This window comes from Massilia sp. DJPM01 (assembly GCF_030348125.1).
In the GTDB taxonomy this organism is placed as follows: Bacteria; Pseudomonadota; Gammaproteobacteria; order Burkholderiales; family Burkholderiaceae_D; genus Telluria_A; species Telluria_A frigida.
In genome coordinates this window covers 1-15,934 of sequence record NZ_JAQOZV010000045.1, presented here as the reverse complement: position 1 = coordinate 15,934, position 15,934 = coordinate 1, and the positions used below count along the sequence as shown (strand labels likewise).

Here is a 15,934-nt window from a genome sequence, read left to right as displayed (position 1 = left end):
ATTTCACTGCTTAAATCGAATTTGGAGATCCACATGAAAATGCAATCCCACGGTAAGTTCATTCGCACCACCCAAGCCGGCTTCACCCTGATCGAACTGATCGTTGTGATCGTCATTCTCGGCATCCTCGCGGCCACCGCGCTGCCAAAATTCGCCGACCTCGGCGGTGACGCCCGCAGCGCCACCATGAAGGCAGCCAAGGGCTCGCTGGAAGCGGTCTCGGCCATGGTGCACGGCAAGTTCCTGATCGCCCCAAGCGCGACCGTGTCGCTCGAAGGCACCGCGGTGACCGTGGCCAACGGGTATCCGACCGGCAACGCCGCCCTGCTCGAAGCAGCCGGCTTGAAGGATACCGACTACCAGCTGATCACCACCGCGCAAAGCTCGGTCAACACCCCGACCACCATTGCCGGCGAAGTGGCGATCGTGCCGCTGAGCGTGTCGGGCACGGTCAAGGGCTTGAACTGCTACGTGCACTACAAGCCAGCCGTCGCGCCAGTGGCTCCGGCCACCGATGCGACCCCGCCGGTGATCACTGTCAAAGCAACGTCCTGCTAAGCCGTACCGAGTGACTGGCTCACTGGCGCAGAGAAACACGGGCATCGCGGCCAAGGCCGCTGTCCGCTGCGCCAGTCGGGCCGGCAACTTCCCCATGAGCGGCATCCCCCGGCGCCACGGCAAGCCTCTCCAGCAGGGTTTCACGCTGGTCGAGCTGATCGTGGTCATGGTGATCATCGGCATCCTCGGTGCCGCCGCCGCCGCCCGCTATTTCGACCGCGCCGTGTACGACGCGGCCGCCTTTACCGAACAAGCCCGCTCCCTGATCCGCTATGGCCAGAAAGTGGCCGTCGCCCAGAACCGTTCCGTGTTCGTGCGGCTCGACGGCAATAGCGTGGCGCTGTGCTTCGAGTACCAGGCCGACGGCAGCTGTGCCGCCAACCAGCGCGTCATGTCTCCCTCCGCCAATAACACCGCCAGCACCAATACGCTGGCCGGCTGTTCGGCGTCGACCAGCTGGGCCTGCGAAGGCAATCCGCCCGGCGTGACCTACACCAGCAATCCCGCCACCGCCTTCTTTTCCTACGATGCGCTGGGCCGTCCCGCCAACGTGGGCGCGGCCTTGTTCACCAGGATGAGCATGACCGTCAAGTCCGGCGCCAGCAGCGTCGCCCTGGTGGTGGAAGCCGATACCGGCCATGTGCACTGAGCGCGCCCGCATCCTCGCTTACCAGCGCGGCATCAGCTTTGTCGAGCTGATCATCTTCATGGTGATCATCGGGGTCGGCCTGGCCGGCATCCTCAACGCCATGAACCTGACCACCCGGGTCAGCGCCGACCCGCTGGTGCGCAAGCAGGCGCTGATGCTGGCCGAAGGCTTGATGGAAGAAGTCCAGCTGGCCCGCTTTACCTTTTGCGATGCCACCGACGACCAGGTCGAATCGGCCAACGGCGCGGCGATTGGCCCGGCCGCTTGCGCCGCCCTGGTCGAGAACGTCGGCAACGAGGCCGGCGGCGCGCGGCCTTTCGACAACGTCAACGATTATGTGGCCGCCTATGGCACAGCAACGGAAGCGTTCCTGGCCGCCGGCAAGCTGAGCGACGCGGCCGGGCAGGAAATCCCCTTGCCCGGCTACACCGCCAGGCTGACCGTGACGCCCACCAGCCTGCTGGGACCGGCGGGCGCCGGCTTGCCGCAATCGGAAGCCCTGTGGATCCGGGTGGCGGTGTCGTACAACAATGTCGAAACGGTGGTGCTGGACGGCTACCGCGCGCGCTACGCACCGAATTCGCCGCCATGATGCCGCCGCGTTCACGCCAGCACGGCTTTACCCTGGTCGAGGCGATCGTCGTGATCGTCATCACCGGCATTTTGGGCGGCATCGTCGCCACCTTCCTGCGCCTGCCGGTGCAAAACTATGTCGACAGCGCCGGCCGCGCCGAACTGACCGACGTGGCCGACACGGCCGTGCGGCGCATGGTGCGCGAAATCCGCCTGGCGCTGCCGAACACGGTGCGCGTGGCAGGCGCGGCGAAAACCTCGATCGAGTTCGTGCCGACCAAGACGGGCGGGCGTTACCTGGCCGCCGAGGATGTCGAGGCCGGCCGTCACCTGAATTTCGCCAACAGCGCCGACCTGGGTTTTCGGGTGGTCGGCCCGCTGCAGGTCGGGACCCAGCAGATCGTGGCGGGCGACACCGTCGTGGTCAACAACATGGCCGTCGATGGCGACCTGGCCAATGTGTACGCGGCGGTGCCGACCAACCGCGCCCAGGTGACGGCGGTGGATGCAGCCAACAAGCTCGTCACCTTGGCGGCCAACCCCTTCGCCGTGCAAAATCCGCCCCTGGCCCATCCGCTGCACCGCTTCCAGGTGACCGGCCAGCCGGTCACCTACAGCTGCGCCAACGGCATGCTGTACCGCCACGCCAATTACGGCTTCAAGGCGGTCCAGGATCCGCTGCCGAGCGCCGCGCCGGCCATCCTGGCGACCAATGTGGAGTCCTGCGAATTCGATTATTCCGTCGTCGGCAATACGCGCGCGGCGCTGGTGCGCCTGACGTTGACCTTGCGCCGGCCGAGTGGCAGCGACGGCGCCATCCGCCTGGTCCAGGTGGTGCACGTGGACAATAACCCATGAAACGCTTTCCCAACCTGGAGCGCATGCGCGGCGTGAGCCTGGTCACCGCCATCTTCCTGCTGGTGGTGCTGGCCGGGCTGGCGGTGGCGATGGTGACCCTGGCCACCAGCGCCCAAACCACGTCGGCGCTGGACTTGCAGGGCACGCGTGCCTACCTGTCGGCGCGCGCCGGCGCCGAATGGGGCGTGTACCAGGTCACGCGGGTCAATGGGGCCTGCGCCAGCAGCACCTTTCCGATGCCGGCCGGCAGCACCCTGGCCGCCATGAAGGTGACGGTGATCTGCACGCGCACGTTAGATGCGGTCAGCAAGCTGCAGCGCTACACGGTCCTGAGCACGGCCTGCAACACCCCGGGCAGCGGCGCCTGCCCCAGTCCGACCAACAGCATCGACTATGTGCAGCGCGTGGTGCACGTCGAATTCAGCGAGCCGGGGCAGCCATGACGCAGCGTATCGACAGGATCTGGCGCGCCGCGCTGGCGATCGGGTGCGGCGCCGGCCTGCTGCTGGCCAGCCTGCCGGCCCGCGCCGACACGCCGATCGCGCTGTTCAAGAGCTACGCGGGGCGGCTGAACTTCACCGGCACCCAGAAGACCATGCGCACCGGCGCCAACGGCAGCAGCCCTTGCTCGATCAATACCGGGGTGCGGACGGCCAAGCTGGCCGGCATTCCCGCCACCGCCAAGATCATCAGCGCGCACCTGTACTGGGCCGGGTCGAGCAGCACGCCCGACTATAGTGTGAGCATGGATGGCGTGGCGCTGAGCGCGCCGGCCAACCGCCGCTTCACCACCGCCACCATCGGCTACAATTTTTTTTCGGGCGCGGTCGACGTGACGGCGCAGGTGACGGCCAAGCGCAACGCCGACTATGCATTTTCCAACCTGACAATCGACAACGATGCTCCGTACTGCGCGGTGGAAGGGGTGGTGGGCGGTTTTTCCCTGCTGGCGATCTATTCGGAGCCGAACGAAACGTTCCGCGTGCTCAATCTGTACGAGGGCTTCCAGTACATCCGCACCTATGGCGCCGACAATATCAAGGTCAGCCTGAACCTGAGCAATTTCAGGACGCCATCGCCGCTGGGCAGCGCCACCGGCCGCATCGCCCACGTGACCTGGGAAGGCGACAGTTCGCTGTCCGGCGGCGGCGAAAACCTCAAGTTCAACGGTTCCGAGATGGTCGACGCGGCCAATCCCACCGGCAACCAGTTCAATTCCACCAGCAATATCGGCGCCACGGTCGACAACCTGTCGTACGGCATCGATTTTGATTCCTACCTGCTGGCCAGCCCCAAGCTGTTCGCAGGCCAGACCACCGCCTCCATGCTGTACGAGTCGGGCCAGGACATGGTCTTGCTGAATGCCGAAATCGTCTCGGTGCCGAACGTCGACGTGGCCGACCTGTCGCTGGCGATCGCGCTGACGGGCACGCCGGCGCGCGGCAGCAATGTCAACCTGATCCACACGGTCACCAACCTGGGCCCCTTGCCGGACGCCGGGCCGATCACGGTCAGGCACACCCTGGCCAACGGCCTGACGTACCAGTCCTCGTCCGGCACCGGCTGGAGCTGCGCCGCCAGCGGCCAGGTGGTGACCTGCACCAGCGCCGAGTCGCTCGACGTGAACGAGTCGGCGCCGGCACTGACCATCACCGCCAGGATCGGCATCACCGCACCCAACAGCATGACCAGCAGCGCGACCGTCAGCGGCTTGCAGTTCGATAATGACATGGCCAATAACAGCGCCAGCAATACCATCACCTTCAGCAGTGCGCGCTATGTGTTTACCAATATGCCGTGCGAAGTCGGGGTCGCGTTCGGCACTCCCGGCAAATGCAATCTGCTCAGCGTGCCGACCTTGCAGGCGGGAGTGCAGTCGCCCGTGTATGTGACCTTTGTCGACAGCAGCTTCAAACCGGCCGTGCCGCCATCGTCCACGCCGACCCTGCAATTCTCGTTTCGCTGCGTCAATCCCACCACCGGCGCCGGCGGTGTGGCCAGACTCAAGGGCGTGGCGCTGAAAGCCTGCATTTCCAGCACCGCCTTGCAAAGCGCGACCCAGTGGCAAGGCATCGCCATGGCGTTTGCGAGCGGCTCGCCGAGCAGCGCGCTGATGCAGTTCGTGTATGGCGACGTGGGCATGATCGAGCTGTTTCTGTCGGAAACGGCGTCCGCCGTGGCCCTGACCAGCACCAGCGGCCAGTTCGTGGTCAGGCCGTATAAATTTGCCTTGAGCACGCCCTTGAGCAACCCGGCCGGCGCGGTCGCCGCCGACGACATGACGGCCGACATCGGCCGCTTCTGGAAGGCTGGCGCCGGCTTTACGCTGAACGTGGTGGCGCAAGCGGCCGACAGCAGCCCGACCCCCAATTTTGGCAAGGAAACCACGCCGCAAGGGGTGGAGCTGCTCACCACGCCGACCATCGATTCCACCAATTTCGCCATCCCCGGCGACCCCAATTCGGACACCTTGCCGTTCGCCGACATGGCAACCGAGCCGGGCGACCCGGTGCCCAAGGTGGAAGGCAGTTTCGGCACCTTCAGCGCGGGCGCGGCCACGGGCGCGAACTTCACGTTCGCCGAGGCCGGCATCGTCAACGTGAGCGTGCACATGAATGGCGGCACGTATCTCGGGGTCGAGGATGTGGCCAGCGATGGCGTCGCCCTGGGCCGCTTTTACCCTGACCATTTCCGCACCGCCGTGCCGATCGCGATCTTTTGTGCCGCGCCGCATCCGCTCAATTGCCAGAATATCGGGCTGCATTACTCGAAGCAGCCGATCCAGACCATCGTGACTGCCTACAATGCGGCGGGCAATATTACCAAGTTTTACCAGGGCAAGTTCGTCAAGTCGCCCAAGCTGCTGCCCTACACTGCCTTGGGCGGGCTGACCCTGGCCGCCTCGGGCACGCTGACGCCGAGCCCGGTCGCCAACGCCGCCAGCGTGTTCGTGCAGGGCAGCGCCACGGTCTGGCCGAGTTTCGATTTTGCGGCCAGCAGCATGGCGGCGGTCGATATCTACCTGCGCGCCAGCGATGCCGACCTGGTCACCTCGGGCCGCTCCGGCCTGTCAGTCGAGGGCGCCACCAAGATCGTGCGCGGACGCTTGCTGGTCGAAAACGCCTTCGGTTCGGAATTGCTGGCGCTGCCGGTCGTGATGCGCGCCCAATACTGGACCGGCACCACGGCCAGCGATGGGCGCTGGGCCGACAGCCGCACCGACAGCATCAGCATCGTCGCCACGCCGGTGGCCGGCTCGGGCGTGGTGTCCTTCCCGCACAGCGTCACCGCCAGCCAGCTGGTGCTGAGCTATTCGCAATGCCTGAAAAACATGGCCGCGTGCAGCGCGGGCACGCCGCTTCCCGATCCCAAGGCCACGCTCGGCAATGCGAAGATGGTCGACGGCCTGGTGAAGTTCAAGTTCGCGCCGACCAACAAGACCGGCAGCGTGAACGTGAGCGTCAACCAGCCGGCCTGGCTGCCGGCGGCGGCCGGCAAGCTGACCTTCGGCGTGTACAAACCGACGCCGCTGATTTACATCCGCGAAGTTTTTTGATGGCTTCGTGTAAAGTACATTCCATCCTGCTACGGCTATGCGGTGGAAATAAGACGGTTTTAGTTGCCGATCGCAAATTTCGTGTTAAATCGCGGCGAAACTTGAATATAATCAAGACGCTACCGGGCGAACTTCGCGCGCTGTATTGATAGAGATTGCGAGCATGGGATTTTTCTCGAGATCAAAGAAGAAGGATGGCTTGCTGGCAATCGCCTTGCATGGCGAGGGCGTGTTCGCCGCCCGCGTCAAGCGCCAGGCCGAGGGCCTGCCGCGCGTGGCGCTGGCCGCGTTTTACCCCGCCGACAAGGGTGGCGGCCCGGACATGCTGGAAAAGACGGGCAAGGACTTGCACGCCAGTAGTTTTCGCTGCTCGACCGTGCTCGGCGCCGGCGAATACCAGTTGCTGTCGGTGGAGTCGCCCAATGTGCCGGCCGAGGAGCTGCGTACCGCCGTGCGCTGGCGCCTGAAAGACATGCTCGATTTTCCCGCCGACCAGGCCAGCATCGACGTGCTCGACATTCCCACCGATAAAGCCCAGGGCCGCAGCCAGTCGCTGTTTGCCGTGGCCGCGCGCAACAGCCTGATCGAAAGCCGCCAGAACCGCTTCGTCGATGCCGGCGTGCCGCTGGCCGTGATCGACATTCCCGAAATGGCGCAGCGAAATATCTCGGCCTTGCTCGAACCGGAAGGGCGCGGCGTGGCCATGCTCTCGTTCAGCACCGACGGGGGCTTGCTGACCGTCACCTACAAGGGCGAGCTGTACCTGGCGCGCCGCATCGATGTGACTCTCGATCAATTGCTCGACAGCGATCATGATCGCAAGAACGTGTGCTACGACAAGATCACCCTCGAATTGCAGCGCTCGCTCGACCATTTCGACCGTCAGTACAACTTCATCAATGTCTCGAAACTGGTGCTGGCGCCGACCGGCGCGAGCGGGCTTGACGAATACCTGTCCAGCAATCTGTACACCAAGGTCGAATCGCTCGACCTGGCCTCGGTGCTGGATCTGGGCGGCGTGCCGGAACTGGCTGCGCTGGCCCAGCAGCAGCGCTTCTTCCTGACCCTGGGCGCGGCGCTGCGGCAAGAGGAGGCCGCCTCTTGAGCCAGCAGATCAATCTATTCAACCCCGAATTTCTCACACAGAAGAAGGTCTTCACGTCCAGCGCCATGCTGCTCGCGCTCGGCGTGCTGGTGGCCGGCGCCCTGGCGCTGGTGATCATGGGCCGCCACAGCGTGTCCGTGCTGGAAGCGGAAGCGGCCGCCGGCGCCGAGCAGCTGGACCTGAAAAAGAAGCGCCAGGCCAGCGCCATGGTGGAATTCGCCCCGCGCCAGAAAAGCAAGGAACTCGATAACCAGATCGCCAGCGCGGAAGCCGAACTGGCCGCGCTGCACCAGGTGGCCGCTGTGCTCAACGGCAAGTCCATGAGCGACGCGCGCAAGGGCTATTCGCGCTTTTTCAAGGCGCTGGCGCGCCAGTCCACGGGCGAGCTGTGGCTGACCGGGGTGCGCATCGGCGGCGCCGAATCGCGCATCGCCTTGCAGGGCAGGGCGCTCGACGCCAAGCTGGTGCCGGCCTACGTCAACCGGCTCACGCGCGAACCGGCCATGCAGGGCAAGAGCTTTTCCAGCCTGCAAATCAGCCGCGCCCGTTTGCAGGTCGATGGCAAGGAGTCGGAAGACCCGTCCCAGCTGGCGCCGTATATCGATTTCACCCTGCAGGATGTGGCGGCTGAGCGGGTGGCGGTAGCCGCCGTCGCTTCGTCCGCCCCGCCCGCCGAGCTGGCGCAAGTGGCGGCCAGGATCAAGGCGGAGACCGCCAAATGAAAGCACGCCTGCTCAAGCTGCAATTGAAGATCGATGCGATGAGCGTGCGCGAGCGCGCCATGGTGTTCGGCGCCACGGTTGGCGTGATCGTGTTCCTCATGTTCTCCATGCTGTTCGACCCGCTGTTCGCGCGCCAGAAAACCTTGCGCGGCCAGATCAGCCAGCAGCAAAACAATATGCAGGGCATCGACGCCGACATCACGGCCCTGGTGCAAGCCCACGCGCTCGACCCGGACCTGGCCAGCAAGGCGCGCCTGAAGGCGCTCAAGGCGAACAGCGCCACCCTGTCGGACAGCCTGCGCACGGCGCATAACAGCCTGGTGGCGCCGGAACGCATCGCGCCGCTGCTCGAGACCATTCTCAAGGCCAATGGCCGGCTGCGCCTGGTGGGCCTGAAAAGCTTGCCGGTGACGGCCTACGACGGCGCGTTCGAGTCCGATCCGCGTCCGCCCGAGGCCCCGCCCGCCGCCAGCGCGCCGCCCCTCATTCCCAGCCGCGCCATCTACCAGCACGGGGTCGAGGTGACGGTGCGCGGCAATTACCTGGACATGATCAATTACATGGATGCGCTCGAAGCCATGCCGACCCAGCTGTTCTGGGGCAAGGCCCATCTGGAGGTCGACGCGTATCCGGATGCGCGCCTGAGCCTGACGTTGTACACGCTGAGCCTGGACAAGAAATGGATGGCGCTATGACGCCGCGCCTGCTGCTGTGCGCCGCCGCGCTGGCGCTGCACCCCCTGGCCGCCGTGGCCCAGCCGCTGGCCGACCCGACCCGCCCGCCGCCGCGCTACTACGCACCGGCCGGCGACCCGGCAACGGTGCCGGCGGCGGCGCAGGCGCAGGCGCAGGCGCAGGCGCTGCCGCAACTGCAATCGGTGCTGATCGCGCGCCATCCTGGTGGGCGCCACGTGGCCGTGATCGATGGCCAGACCGTGCGCCTGGGCGACCAGTTCAAGGGGGCACGGGTGGCCCAGATGACGCAAACCGAAGTTGTCCTGGTGGACGGCAAGAGCCGCCGCGTATTGCGGCTTTACCCGCCGGCGCCACCGCCGCAGCGGCATAACGAGAGAGACTGACAAACAGCATGCAAAAACACCGTGTGGTACACCTCGTGATGGCATCCATGATGGCAGGCGCCGCGCTCCTGGCGGGCTGCAACGCCACGCCCAAGCGCGATACCTACGACAACATCAGCGCCCAGATGGCGGCCGCATCGCGCCCCGTGCCCGCCACGGCGCGCCCCGACGACGCGGTGGCGGCGGCCCTGCTGCCGCCGGTTGCGGCGCTGGCCGGGCAATTGCCCAAGTCGCGCCAGGCGCTCGAAGAACGCTTCAACGTCAGTTTCAACAATGTGCCGGCGCAGCAATTCTTCAATTCGATTGCCACCGGCACGCGCTACAACATGCTGGTCCATCCCGAGGTCAGCGGCAACATCAGCGCCAACCTGAAGGACGTGACCCTGGCCGAAGCGCTCGACGCGGTGCGCGAAATGTACGGCTACGATTACCGCATCGAGGGCAACCGCGTCTCGATCAAGCCGCTCACCATGCAGACGCGCATGTTCCAGGTCAACTACCTGGTGGGCAACCGCAAGGGCAAGTCGAACTTGCGCGTGACCTCCACCTCGGTGGCCAATGCCGGCACCAGCAACAGCGGCGGCGGCAGTGGCGGTTCGGGGCAGGGCAACAATAACAGCAGCAATAACAACCAGAGCGGCGGCAGCGGCGCCACCACCGAGCGTTCCGACAGCAGCAACGTGAGCACCACCTCGGACAGCGATTTCTGGGTCGAGCTCAAGGCCTCGATCGGCGCGATTGTCGGCGCGAAGGAAGATGGCCGCACGGTGGTGGTCAATCCGCAATCGGGCGTGGTGGTGATCCGGGCCATGCCGGAGGAATTGCGCAATGTCGACCTGTTCCTGAAAGCGACCCAGCTGTCGGTCGGGCGCCAGGTGATTTTGGAAGCCAAGATCCTTGAAGTGGAATTGAACGACAGCTACCAGAGCGGCATCAACTGGGCGTCGTTCGCGTCCTTCCCCGGCTCGCACGGCAACCGCGTCTCGACCGGTTTCCTCACGCCCGGCACCACCCTGGCGCCGCTGCCGTTCGGCACCGGCCAGCCACCCATCATCAGCGACGGCAAGACGATTGCCGCCAGCACCGGCTTCCTGCTCTCGAATGCGGCTTCGGCGGCCGGATCGATGTTCGGCTTGGCCTTCCAGACCAGCAATTTCGCCGCGCTGATTTCCTTCCTGGAATCGCAGGGCACCGTGCACGTGCTGTCGAGCCCGCGCATTGCCACGATCAACAACCAGAAAGCCGTGCTCAAGATCGGCACCGACGAGTTTTACGTGACTGGCGTGTCGACCACCACCAGCACGGGCGACAACAACAATACGGTCAGCCCGAGCGTGACCTTGCAACCCTTCTTTTCCGGCGTGGTGCTCGACGTGACCCCGCAGATCGATGACAAGGGCAATATTTTGCTGCACGTGCATCCTTCGGTCAGCCAGGTGACGACGGTCAACAAGTCCGTCAGCCTGGGCAGCGCCGGCAACCTCACCCTGCCGCTGGCGGCTTCCTCCACCTCGGAAATCGACAGCATGGTGCGCGGCCAGGATGGACGTGTCGTGGCCATTGGCGGCTTGATGCGTCAATCCTCGACCGCCGACGGCTCGCAGGTGCCGGGCGCGGGCAGCGTGCCGCTGATCGGCGGCCTGTTCCGCAACAAGAACAACGTCAACCAGAAGCGCGAGCTGGTGGTGCTGATCAAGCCGACCATCGTCGACGGCCCCAACGGCTGGAACCAGGACTTGCTCGACACCAGCCGCCGCTTCGACGACCTGGACCCGAACGCGGCGGGGCGCCGCTGACATGTACACCTCGCACTTCGGCCTGCGCGAAGTCCCGTTCGGCATAACGCCGGACACGAGTTTCTTTTTCACCAGCCCGGATTCGCAGGAGGCGCTCAATACCCTGCTGGTGGCCGCCCGGAATGGCGAAGGCTTCATCAAGATCACCGGCGAAGTCGGCACCGGCAAGACGCTGCTGTGCCGAAAATTCATGGCGACGCTGGGCGACACTTTCTTCACCGCCTACATTCCCAACCCGTATCTGGAGCCGCGCACCCTGATGCTGGCCCTGGCCGACGAACTGGAAGTGGTGCTGGACACGGATGTCGACCAGCATCAGTTGATCAAGGCCATCACGCACCGGCTGCTGGCCTTGGCCAATGAGGGCAAGCGCGTGCTGCTGTGCCTGGACGAAGCGCAGGCGATTCCCATCGACAGCCTGGAAGCGCTGCGCCTGCTGACCAACCTGGAAACCGAAAAACGCAAGCTGTTGCAGATCGTGCTGTTCGGCCAGCCCGAGCTGAACCGCAACCTGGCCCTGCGATCGATCCGCCAGTTGGCCCAGCGCATCACGTTTCACTACCATCTGGGACCGCTGACCCGCGACGATGTCGAGTATTACCTGGCGCACCGGCTGCGGGTGGCCGGGTTCACCGGCGCGCGCCTGTTCAGCCGGCAGGCGGTGGGGGCGCTGTACGCGGCCAGTGGCGGCATTCCGCGGCTGGTCAACATCCTCGCGCACAAGGCGCTGATGCTGTGCTACGGGCAGGGCAAGCAGCAAGTGAGCCGCCGCCACGTGAGTGAAGCGGTGCGCGATACCATTTCCGCCAGGCGCCGTCGGTGGCCCTGGTTTGCCGCGCTGGCGCTGGCCCTGGCGGCGGGCGGCGGACTTACCTGGGCCTTGAACACATGAGTCTGATCAACAAGATGCTGCAAGACCTCGACAAGCGCGGCTCGCCCGGTACCGATGGCGCGCCGGCCGATATCCGGCCGGTGGGGCGGGGCGAGCGCGCCGTGCCGCTGCCGCTGGTGATGGGCGCGCTGGCCGGGGTGCTGATCCTGGGTGCGGGCGCGGCGATTGGCTGGCGTTTCCTGCACCAGCAGCCGGTGGCGCCGCTGGCGGTGCCATCCGCGTCGGTTGCGCAGGTCGTGATCAGTCCGCCGGAACAGTTACCGATGCCGGAAGCCGTGCAGGTGCCCCAGGTGGCGACGGTGGCGACCACGCCGCCGCCGCAGCAGCTTGCGGCGGTGGTGGAGAAAGCGAAGCCGGCCGCGCGCCAGGACGAGTTGGCGCAAGTTGCGGCAGTCGCGGAGAAAGTGGCGCCGCGTGCCAAGCCGGTTGCGCACAAGGACGCGACGCCAGGCGCGCCACCGCGCGAGGCCAATGCGGCGCCGGTCAAGGACAAACCGGCCGTTCCTGCGGCCCACGCAAAAACGGTGGCGCTGGCGCCCCAGGAAGGCCGCCAGGCGCTGGGCGGGCAGGGCGCCGAGGGCGCTTACCGGCGCGCGCTGGCCGCCTTGCAGGAGGGGCGCGTGACGGAGGCGGTGGCGCAGCTGGAGCAGGCGCTTGGCATCGATGCGCGCCATGAGGCGGCGCGCCAGACGCTGGTCGGCATCCTGATCGAACAGCGCCGCAGCGATGAGGCGATGCGCTTGTTGCAGGCCGGACTGGCGCTCGATGCCAGGCAGCCGGCCATGGCGATGCTGCTGGCGCGCATGCAGATCGATAGCGGCGCGTCCGGGGTCGGGACCCTGATGGCGAGTTTGCCGGCGGCCGTGGGCAATGGCGAGTACCACGGCTTCCTGGCCGGGGCGTTGCAGCGCGAGCGGCGCCACCAGGAGGCGGTGGAGCAGTATCAGGCCGCGCTGCGCGGCACGCCCGACAATAGTGTCTGGTGGATGGGACTGGGAATCTCGCTGGAAGCGGAGCAGCGGCTGCCGGAAGCGCTGGCGGCGTTCCAGCGCGCCAGGGCGGCGGGGAATCTGGCGCCGGAGTTGCAGGGCTTTGTCGAGCGCAAGGTGGGCGCATTGGGGCGCTGAAACGCCCCGGCCCTGCGGCGTTTGGAAACTTGACGTATTATTATTCTCCTACGTCAACTTTCTTGTTCAGCCATGACCATCGCCATCGAATCACCCGACCAGCCTGACGTGATCGCCCTCATCGCCGAACTCGATGCTTACCAGGACAGCCTGTACCCGCCGGAGTGCCGGTATGCGCTGGACCTGGCATCGTTGAAGCAATCGAATGTCCTGTTTGCCGTGGCGAGGGCGAGTACGGGCCAGGCCATCGGCTGCGGGGCGATCGTGCTCGAACCCGGATTTGGTGAGGTCAAACGCCTGTATGTCAGTCCCCAAGGCCGGGGGCAAGGCGTGGCCAGGGGGCTCATGGCACTGCTCGAAGCGCGGGCCATGGCGTCCGGCTGTCAGGTGTTCAGGCTGGAAACCGGACCGTACCAGCCCGAGGCGCTGGGGATGTATGCAGCGGCCGGCTATGCGCGGCGGGGACCATATGGCGACTACAAGGACGACCCGATGAGCATCTTCATGGAAAAACGCGTCGCCTGAGGCAAGCGCTACAAGGTCGCCAGTTCGCCCCAGATCTGCTTCATCGGAAAGCGCAATTTCGCATGGTCTTCATGCAGGGCTTCCGCAATTGCGCAGCCCGGCTGGGTGGTCATGCGCTGCTGCGACTCGGGCAGGCTCTTGCCGTCGGCCGAGCGCAGCACATGGACTGCCTGCCCCGCGCCGTCCTCGTCGCGGCGCGACACCACGCCCAGTTCCGCATTCTCCAGCCGCACCAGCGTGCCGGGCGGATAGGCGCCGATCTGCGTGGCGAAGTGCCCGAGCACGATCTGGTCGTACGGCATTTCATTACCTACGGATAAACGTTGCAGTGCCATCGGCGGCAGCATGGAGCGCCGGTAATTGCGCGCCGAAACGAAGGCGCAATAACGGTCGGCTAGCCCGATCAGCTTGGCGTTTTGCGAAATCTCGTCGCCCAGCTTGCCGGCCGGATAACCGCTGCCATCGTCATTTTCGTGATGCATCAGCACCAGGTCGAGCCAGGATTCATCGCTGACGCCGGCGAAGCGCAGCATTTCGACGCTGGCCGACGGATGGCGCCGCACCAGCGCCCGTTCTTCGTGCGACAGGGCGCCATCCTTGTTCTGGAACTGGTCGGCCTGGCGCACCATGCCCACGTTCATGCTCAGGGCCGCCGCTGTGATCACCAGCAGCTCGGCGGGCGTCTTTTGCATGGCACGCGCGATCAGGCAGGCGACCACGGCCGCTTCGGTGCAATGACGCACGGCATAGGCGCCGGCGATCTGGTTCAGGAAAATGGCCGCCAGGGCGACGTCGGCGTCGCGTTCGACGGTGGCGATCAGGTCCTGGGCGATGGCGCGCAGTTCGCGGTCGGCGCTGCCCTGGTCGCGCAAGTCCATCAGGGTGCGTTCGAGGCGGCGGTTAATTTGATTTAACGATTGCAGCACTGATACCGGCGACGACGCCTCGGCATACAGGCCCGCTTCGATCCAGTCGTCGAGCTGGCCGGGGGCGAGCACCTGGCCTTTTTGCAGCAGCGGACGGTTCGACGAAGGCGTGCTGAAAATATCCCAGCGCAGGGGTTCGCCGAATGCCAGATCTGCCAAGGTGATGCGCCTGATTGCCATGATGATGTTCCAGCCCCGTGAATCAAAGTCTGGCCAGGCGCTCCAGCGCCAGGCGCAAGGTTTCGTCTTTCTTGGCGAAGCAAAAACGCACAATGCCGGACTCCCGTCCCTGGCTGTAAAACGCGGACACGGGGATGGCGGCGACCTTGATTTCGGTGGTCAGCCATTGTGCAAAATCCGACTCTAGTATAGGCGAAATCGCTTCATACTTGACGCACTGAAAATAAGTTCCGTCGGCTGGCAACAACGCGAAGCGCGAGCCTTTCAGGCCGTCGCGGAACAGGTCGCGCTTGCGCTGGTAAAACGCCGGCAGGTCGCGGTAGGGCGCCGGATCGGCCATGTAGGTGGCCAGGCCGTGCTGCATCGGCGTGTTGACGCTGAAGACATTGTATTGGTGGACTTTGCGGAACTCCGCCATCAGGCTGGCGGGTGCGGCGACGTAGCCGATTTTCCAGCCGGTGACGTGGTAGGTCTTGCCGAAGCTCGATACGACGAAGCTGCGCTCGGCCAGTTCCGGATAGCGGCATACCGACTCGTGGCGCGCGCCGTCGTAGACCATGTGTTCGTAGACTTCGTCGGACAGGATCAGGATGTCGCTGCCGCGCACGATGTCGCCCAGGGCGTGCAGGTCGGGAGCGCGCAGGATCGCGCCGGTCGGGTTGTGCGGGGTGTTGATGACGATCAGGCGGGTGCGCGGGGTGACGGCTGCGGCGACCTGGTCCCACGGGACCGTGTAGCCTTGTTCGCCGAGTTCCATCGCGACCGGCACCGGGACGCCGCCAGCCAGGGTGATGGCGGGCAGGTAGCTGTCGTAGGCCGGTTCGATGACGATCACTTCATCGCCCGGGTGCACGCAGCACAGGATGGCGGTGGTCAGGGCCTGGGTGGCGCCAGCGGTGACGGTGATTTCGCTGGCGGGGTTGTACTGCGCGCCGTAGAGGGCGGCGATCTTGGCGGCGATGGCGTCGCGCAGCGCGGGCACGCCGGTCATCATCGGATACTGGTTGTGGCCGGCGCGCATGGCGGCGTCGACGTGGTCGAGCAGGGCCGGTTCGCAGGCAAAATCGGGAAAACCCTGGCCCAGGTTGACCGCGCCGTGCTCGCTGGCCAGCGCCGACATCAGCGAAAAGACGGTGGTGCCGACGGCGGGCAGGCGGGTGTGCAGGGCGGGAGTGGACATGGAGCGTTCAAGGAGTGAAGGGGATAACTATTCTAGCGCAGGCGAGGGCGGCCGGTGCTGGCCTGGCTTGTTCGCCGGGGCGGTGGCCTGCAGGGCCTGCACAGCGCCATGCAGGCTTGGACGAAGCGTTCTTTGCCGCCTGCACCGTAGGACCACTAGCCGTGGCCTGAGCGGACTCTAAATTGTTAGTAACTATTCAGCCCTTACAC

Annotated in this window: 16 protein-coding genes; 14 read left to right on the top strand and 2 right to left on the bottom strand. The window is 65.5% G+C overall.

Translation table 11 applies throughout. The features are described from left to right. Nucleotides 1-33 precede the first annotated feature (33 nt). The 14 genes from PO883_RS24380 to PO883_RS24315 all read left to right on the top strand — a co-directional run bounded on the left by PO883_RS24380 (nucleotide 34) and on the right by PO883_RS24315 (nucleotide 13,439). Complete coding sequence (locus PO883_RS24380; RefSeq protein WP_167087324.1) at nucleotides 34-558, top strand: type II secretion system protein; 525 nt, start codon at nucleotides 34-36, stop codon at nucleotides 556-558. Nucleotides 559-652: 94 nt separating this feature from the next. After that, on the top strand, nucleotides 653-1,207 hold the full coding sequence (locus PO883_RS24375) for a Tfp pilus assembly protein FimT/FimU (protein ID WP_289312054.1): 555 nt from the start codon (nucleotides 653-655) through the stop codon (nucleotides 1,205-1,207). Continuing rightward, on the top strand, nucleotides 1,197-1,799 hold the full coding sequence (locus PO883_RS24370; protein ID WP_289312053.1) for a type II secretion system protein: 603 nt from the start codon (nucleotides 1,197-1,199) through the stop codon (nucleotides 1,797-1,799). Before PO883_RS24375 ends, PO883_RS24370 begins: the two co-directional genes overlap by 11 nt. Beyond that, complete coding sequence (locus PO883_RS24365) at nucleotides 1,796-2,638, top strand: type II secretion system protein J (RefSeq protein WP_289312052.1); 843 nt, start codon at nucleotides 1,796-1,798, stop codon at nucleotides 2,636-2,638. The genes PO883_RS24370 and PO883_RS24365 overlap by 4 nt, the downstream gene beginning before the upstream one ends. Further along, nucleotides 2,635-3,081: an agglutinin biogenesis protein MshP gene (locus PO883_RS24360; protein ID WP_289312051.1), complete on the top strand. Its 447-nt coding sequence runs from the start codon at nucleotides 2,635-2,637 to the stop codon at nucleotides 3,079-3,081. Before PO883_RS24365 ends, PO883_RS24360 begins: the two co-directional genes overlap by 4 nt. Nucleotides 3,082-3,383: 302 nt before the next feature. Beyond that, nucleotides 3,384-6,194 (top strand): DUF6701 domain-containing protein, encoded by a 2,811-nt coding sequence (locus PO883_RS24355; RefSeq protein WP_373890099.1) that lies wholly within the window; start codon nucleotides 3,384-3,386, stop codon nucleotides 6,192-6,194. Nucleotides 6,195-6,357: 163 nt separating this feature from the next. Further along, a complete protein-coding gene (locus PO883_RS24350) occupies nucleotides 6,358-7,299 on the top strand; it encodes an agglutinin biogenesis protein MshI (RefSeq protein ID WP_289312049.1) in 942 nt (313 codons plus the stop codon). Further along, complete coding sequence (locus PO883_RS24345) at nucleotides 7,296-8,021, top strand: hypothetical protein (protein ID WP_289312048.1); 726 nt, start codon at nucleotides 7,296-7,298, stop codon at nucleotides 8,019-8,021. Before PO883_RS24350 ends, PO883_RS24345 begins: the two co-directional genes overlap by 4 nt. After that, nucleotides 8,018-8,716: a hypothetical protein gene (locus PO883_RS24340; RefSeq protein WP_289312047.1), complete on the top strand. Its 699-nt coding sequence runs from the start codon at nucleotides 8,018-8,020 to the stop codon at nucleotides 8,714-8,716. The genes PO883_RS24345 and PO883_RS24340 overlap by 4 nt, the downstream gene beginning before the upstream one ends. Next, nucleotides 8,713-9,099 (top strand): hypothetical protein, encoded by a 387-nt coding sequence (locus tag PO883_RS24335; protein ID WP_289312046.1) that lies wholly within the window; start codon nucleotides 8,713-8,715, stop codon nucleotides 9,097-9,099. The genes PO883_RS24340 and PO883_RS24335 overlap by 4 nt, the downstream gene beginning before the upstream one ends. A gap of 8 nt (nucleotides 9,100-9,107) precedes the next feature. Beyond that, nucleotides 9,108-10,895 carry a pilus (MSHA type) biogenesis protein MshL gene (mshL, locus tag PO883_RS24330; protein WP_289312045.1) on the top strand — a complete coding sequence of 596 codons (1,788 nt, stop codon included), beginning with the start codon at nucleotides 9,108-9,110 and terminating at the stop codon, nucleotides 10,893-10,895. Between the two features lies 1 nt (nucleotide 10,896). Further along, the gene (locus PO883_RS24325; RefSeq protein WP_289312044.1) at nucleotides 10,897-11,787 is read left to right on the top strand and encodes an ExeA family protein; all 891 of its coding nucleotides are present in this window, start codon (nucleotides 10,897-10,899) and stop codon (nucleotides 11,785-11,787) included. Next, nucleotides 11,784-12,914, top strand: a complete 1,131-nt coding sequence (locus PO883_RS24320; RefSeq protein ID WP_289312043.1) for a tetratricopeptide repeat protein — start codon at nucleotides 11,784-11,786, stop codon at nucleotides 12,912-12,914. The genes PO883_RS24325 and PO883_RS24320 overlap by 4 nt, the downstream gene beginning before the upstream one ends. 72 nt (nucleotides 12,915-12,986) lie before the next feature. Then, the gene (locus tag PO883_RS24315) at nucleotides 12,987-13,439 is read left to right on the top strand and encodes a GNAT family N-acetyltransferase (protein WP_289312042.1); all 453 of its coding nucleotides are present in this window, start codon (nucleotides 12,987-12,989) and stop codon (nucleotides 13,437-13,439) included. 8 nt (nucleotides 13,440-13,447) lie between these two features. Here PO883_RS24315 and PO883_RS24310 read toward each other — a convergent pair whose 3' ends face one another. Together PO883_RS24310 and PO883_RS24305 are read right to left on the bottom strand one after the other, a co-directional pair. Further along, nucleotides 13,448-14,545: an HD-GYP domain-containing protein gene (locus PO883_RS24310; protein ID WP_289312041.1), complete on the bottom strand. Its 1,098-nt coding sequence runs from the start codon at nucleotides 14,543-14,545 to the stop codon at nucleotides 13,448-13,450. A 22-nt stretch (nucleotides 14,546-14,567) separates the two neighbouring features. Continuing rightward, nucleotides 14,568-15,725, bottom strand: a complete 1,158-nt coding sequence (locus tag PO883_RS24305; protein WP_289312040.1) for a pyridoxal phosphate-dependent aminotransferase — start codon at nucleotides 15,723-15,725, stop codon at nucleotides 14,568-14,570. Nucleotides 15,726-15,934: the final 209 nt, after the last annotated feature.